At 63.7% G+C, this 4,482-nt stretch carries 4 protein-coding genes; 3 read left to right on the forward strand and 1 reads right to left on the reverse strand.

The window, feature by feature from the left end:
• Positions 1 to 103: 103 nt before the first annotated feature.
• Positions 104 to 1,090 (reverse strand): signal recognition particle-docking protein FtsY, encoded by a 987-nt coding sequence (gene ftsY / locus RKP46_RS06650; RefSeq protein WP_311105915.1) that lies wholly within the window; start codon positions 1,088 to 1,090, stop codon positions 104 to 106.
• 105 nt (positions 1,091 to 1,195) lie between these two features.
• Here ftsY and RKP46_RS06655 point away from each other — a divergent pair, with 105 nt between their 5' ends.
• From RKP46_RS06655 to rsmD, 3 genes are read left to right on the forward strand one after another with little or no spacing between them, the layout of a single operon-like run.
• A complete protein-coding gene (locus RKP46_RS06655; protein ID WP_311105916.1) occupies positions 1,196 to 2,563 on the forward strand; it encodes a pitrilysin family protein in 1,368 nt (455 codons plus the stop codon).
• Positions 2,564 to 2,573: 10 nt separating this feature from the next.
• A complete protein-coding gene (locus tag RKP46_RS06660) occupies positions 2,574 to 3,869 on the forward strand; it encodes a pitrilysin family protein (RefSeq protein WP_311105917.1) in 1,296 nt (431 codons plus the stop codon).
• Positions 3,870 to 3,873: 4 nt separating this feature from the next.
• Entirely contained in the window at positions 3,874 to 4,425 is a 552-nt protein-coding gene (gene rsmD, locus RKP46_RS06665) for a 16S rRNA (guanine(966)-N(2))-methyltransferase RsmD (RefSeq protein WP_311105920.1), read from the forward strand.
• The last annotated feature ends 57 nt before the right edge of the window (positions 4,426 to 4,482 follow it).

Raw genomic sequence — 4,482 nt, forward strand, 5'->3', positions numbered from 1 at the left:
TGACCGGTGAGGAAAACCATCTCGCCGGCGGTGATCTCGAAACTGACGTCCCTGAGCGCTTCGCGGCCTTCCGGATAGCGCTTGGTGACGGCGTCAGCGGTGATCACTCGAACAGCGCGTCGACGAAATCGCGCGCGGAGAAGGGGCGCAGATCGTCGATTCCTTCGCCCACACCGATGAAGCGGACGGGCTTCGGACATTGCCGCGAAATCGCCGCCAGTACGCCGCCTTTGGCTGATCCGTCCAGCTTGGTCAACACCAGTCCGGTCACCTGGATGGCCTTGTCGAAGGCCATGACCTGTTGCACCGCGTTCTGGCCAAAGGTGGCATCGAGCACCAGCAGCGTTTCGTGCGGTGCGCTCGGATCGGCCTTCTGAATCACCCGGCGCACCTTGGCAATCTCGTCCATCAGATGCAGTTGCGTCGGCAGCCGCCCCGCGGTGTCGGCAAGAACGATGTCGATGCCGCGTGCACGTGCGGCGGCCATCGCGTCGAAAATGACGGCTGCGGGGTCGCCCGATTGTTGCGCAATCACCGTCACATTGTTGCGCTCGCCCCAGGTCTGCAACTGCTCGCGCGCTGCGGCACGGAAGGTATCGCCGGCGGCGAGCAGGACGGACAGGCCCTGTGCCTGATAGTGTTTGGCCAGCTTGCCAATCGACGTCGTCTTGCCGGCACCGTTGACCCCGGCCAGCATGATGATGAAGGGGCGATGCTGACCGACATCGAGCGCCTCTTCGAGCGGGCGCAGCAGGTCGTACAGCGCCTCGGCCAGCGCGCGTTGAATCGCCTCCGGCGTGTCCAGCTTGTCGCGCTTGGCGCGCATCCTGAGCTGATAGAGGAGATGCTGCGTCGCATCCAGGCCGACATCGCTGGTCAGCAGCAGCGCTTCCAGGTCTTCCAGCAGTTCGTCATCAACCTTGCCGCGCGCAAACAGGGTCTTCAGCTTGCCGCCCAGTTGCGCGCGCGTGCGCGCCAAACCAGCTTTCAGGCGCTGACGCCAGGACGCCGTCGGCGCGTTTGCCGCATCGCCGGCGTCGGTCGCGCGCGTCGGGTCGGAATCGGGAGACTTCTTGAGGAAACCAAACATGGCGCTTCCGTGTCTGAGCAACGCTCGCCGGCGTCGGCAATGGTCAGCAATGGTAAGATGCCGGCAGCCTGCACCGGCACTTGCAAATTCTAACAGAAGCCATCGATGACCATGCGCTACGCGAGAATGATCCCCCTGCTGCTGATCCTTGCCTTGTCCGGACCAGCCGTGGCGGAAACCTACGAACACCGGCTGGCAAACGGCCTGCGCGTCATCGTCAAGGAGGACAGGCGGGCGCCGACTGCGGTGCATATGGTCTGGTACCGGGTGGGCAGCATGGATGAGACGAACGGGTCGACGGGCGTCGCGCACGTGCTTGAACACATGATGTTCAAGGGAACGCCAAGCGTTGGCCCGGGCGAGTTCAACCGTCGCGTCGCGGCGGCTGGCGGGCGCGATAACGCGTTTACCAGTCGTGACTACACGGCGTATTTTCAGCAGGTGCCGAAGGAGCGATTACCCGAGATGATGCAACTGGAAGCCGATCGCATGCGGCATCTGACCCTGGACGAAAGAGAATTCAGCCAGGAAATCAGGGTCGTCATGGAAGAGCGCCGGCTGCGCACCGAGGACCAGCCGCAAGCGCTGCTCTTCGAACGCCTGAGCGCCATGGCCTTTCAGTCGCATCCCTATCGCGCGCCGATCATCGGCTGGATGAGCGATCTGGAAAGCATGACGGTGGCCGATGCGCGCCACTGGTATGAGCGCTGGTACGCGCCCAACAACGCCTATGTCATTGTCGTCGGTGATGTCGAGCACCAGGCGGTCTTCAGGCTCGCCGAGCAGCACTACGGACAACTGCCGGCGCGGGAATCGGGTTCGACGAAGCCGCAGGTCGAACCGGCACAGGCTGGTCTGCGCCGGCTGGTCGTGAAAGCACCGGCCGAGTTGCCGATCGTCATGATGGCCTACAAGGTTCCGGTGATCCGTGACCTCGAGCGGGACATCGATCCGTATGCGCTGGAAATGCTTTCGGCGGTTCTTGCCGGGCACGACGCTGCGCGTCTGTCGAGGAACCTCGTTCGTCAGCAGCGTCTGGCGGTAGACGCTGCGGCAAGCTACGATTCGACTTCACGCGGGCCGGGCCTCTTCTACCTGTACGGCTCGCCGAGCGAGGGCAAGACACGCGCCGAGTTCGAGGCTGGAATGCGCGCCGAACTGGCGCGCGTGCAGAACGATGGCGTTGCGGCCGACGAACTGGCGCGCGCCAAGGCACAACTGATCGCCGCGCAGATCTACAAGCTCGATTCAATGTTCGCCCAGGCGATGGAGATCGGGCAGCTCGAATCGGTTGGCATCGCGCACGCCCAGCACCGCCGAATGATCGACAAGTTGCAGGCGGTGACCGCCGAGCAGGTGCAGGGTGTGGCCAGGAAATATTTTGTCGACGACGTGTTGACCGTCGGCGAGCTCGAGCCGCAACCGCTGCCCCGTTCACCGCGTCCGCGCTCGCCGTTTGTTGGCCGACATTGAGGATAGCCTGATGACTCCACTGCGGTGCTTGATGGGCTTCGTAATGCTGCTTGCCGTCCAGTTGGCCGACGCAGGTCCGAAGATCGAACGCTGGCAGACGCCATCAGGCGCGCGTGTATTGTTTGTCGAGAGTCACTCGCTGCCGATTCTCGACGTGCAGGTCGATTTCGCCGCCGGCACGGCGCGCGAAGCTGAAGGCAAGGCGGGGAGCGCTGCCTTGACGCATGCGCTGCTCGACCTCGGTGTACCGGGAATGGACGAAACGCAGATTGCCAGCCGCCTGGCTGACCTCGGCGCAAAGCTGTCGGGTGGTGTCGACATGGATCGTGCATCGGTCGCTCTGCGCACGCTGTCGATGGTCGACAAGCGTGGGCCGGCGCTCGATCTTCTGCGTCAGATCCTCGCTCAACCGCTGTTTCCCAACGACGCCTTCGAGCGGGAACGCGCACGCACGGTGGCTGCCTTGAAGGAAGCGCTGACGCGGCCCGATGCCATTGCCAGCAAGGCTTTCTGGGCGGCGATGTACGGTGCTCACCCGTATGCCCGGCAAGCGACGCCGGAGTCGGTGAGCGCGCTCGAACGCTCCGACCTGATCGACTTCCACGCCCGAAACTACTGCGCACAGCGCGCAACGATCGCCATCGTCGGTGATCTGTCGCGCGCCGAGGCCGAGGTGCTGGCTGCCGATCTGAGTCTTGCCATGCCCGCCGGCAAGCCGGCCGAAGCGCTGGCCGAGCCGGTCCTGCCGAGCGGCGGCGAGCGCCGTATTGCTCATCCAGCAGCACAGGCGCACTTGCTGCTCGGCTTGCCGACGATACGACGTGGCGATCCGGAGTTCTTTCCGTTGCTCGTCGGCAATTATTCCCTCGGTGGTGGCGGTTTCGTCTCGCGCCTGATGAAGGAAGTCCGCGACAAGCGCGGTCTGGCCTACAGCGTCCAAAGCTACTTTCATCCGCTGGGCCAGTTGGGGCCGTTCCAGATCGGTATGCAGACCAAGAAGGAGCAGGCGGACGAGGCGCTGCGAGTCACCCGCGAAGTTCTCGCCACTTTTCTCGGTCAAGGGCCAAGCGAGGCCGAACTGCTCGCCGCGAAGCAGAATCTGATCGGCAGCTTTCCGCTACGTCTCGACAGCAATCGCAAGATTCTGGAGAATGTCGCGCTGATCGGCTTTTACGATCTGCCCCTGGATTACCTCGACCGGTATCAGGAGAATATCGAGCGGGTTACGGTGGAGCGCGTCAGGGCGGCTTTTTCGCGCGTGCTGCGGCCGGGGCAGATGGTAACGGTAGTCGTCGGGGGAGAATAGCCTTCTGAATGCGCTGCGCATCATCGGCGGCGATTGGCGCCGGCGTGTCCTGCGTTTTCCGGACTTGCCGGGGGTCCGGCCGACGCCGAATCGGGTGCGCGAAACCTTGTTCAACTGGCTTGGTCAGGATCTCAGCGGAACCTGTTGCCTGGATCTATTCGCGGGCAGCGGTGCTCTCGGTTTCGAAGCCGCTTCGCGTGGAGCGGCGAAGGTGGTGCTGGTTGACGCTTCGCCGAAGGTCGTTGCCGCTCTGGTGGCCAACGCCCGGATGTTGGGCGCGGAAGCGCGGGTGGAGGTGCTGCGTTCGGATGCGGTAAGATTTGCGCTGCATAGCCGCCAGCGTTTCGACATCGTTTTCCTCGATCCGCCCTTCCACGCCGAGTGGCTGGCACGGCTGGCGCCGCTGGTAGAGCGTCTGTTGGCGCCAGATGGGGTACTTTATGTTGAAGCGGAGCAGGTGGCCGGGGCTTGCGGCGCGTGGCGTACGGTGCGTAGCGGGCAAGCAGGGCAGGTTTGTTATCATCTGATGCGGCGAGGCGAAACCGATGGCACTTAACGGACGGGTGGCAATCTACGCCGGCACCTTCGATCCGATCACGCGGGGTCATGAAGA

This window comes from Accumulibacter sp. (assembly GCF_031732815.1).
Classification (GTDB): domain Bacteria; phylum Pseudomonadota; class Gammaproteobacteria; order Burkholderiales; family Rhodocyclaceae; genus Accumulibacter.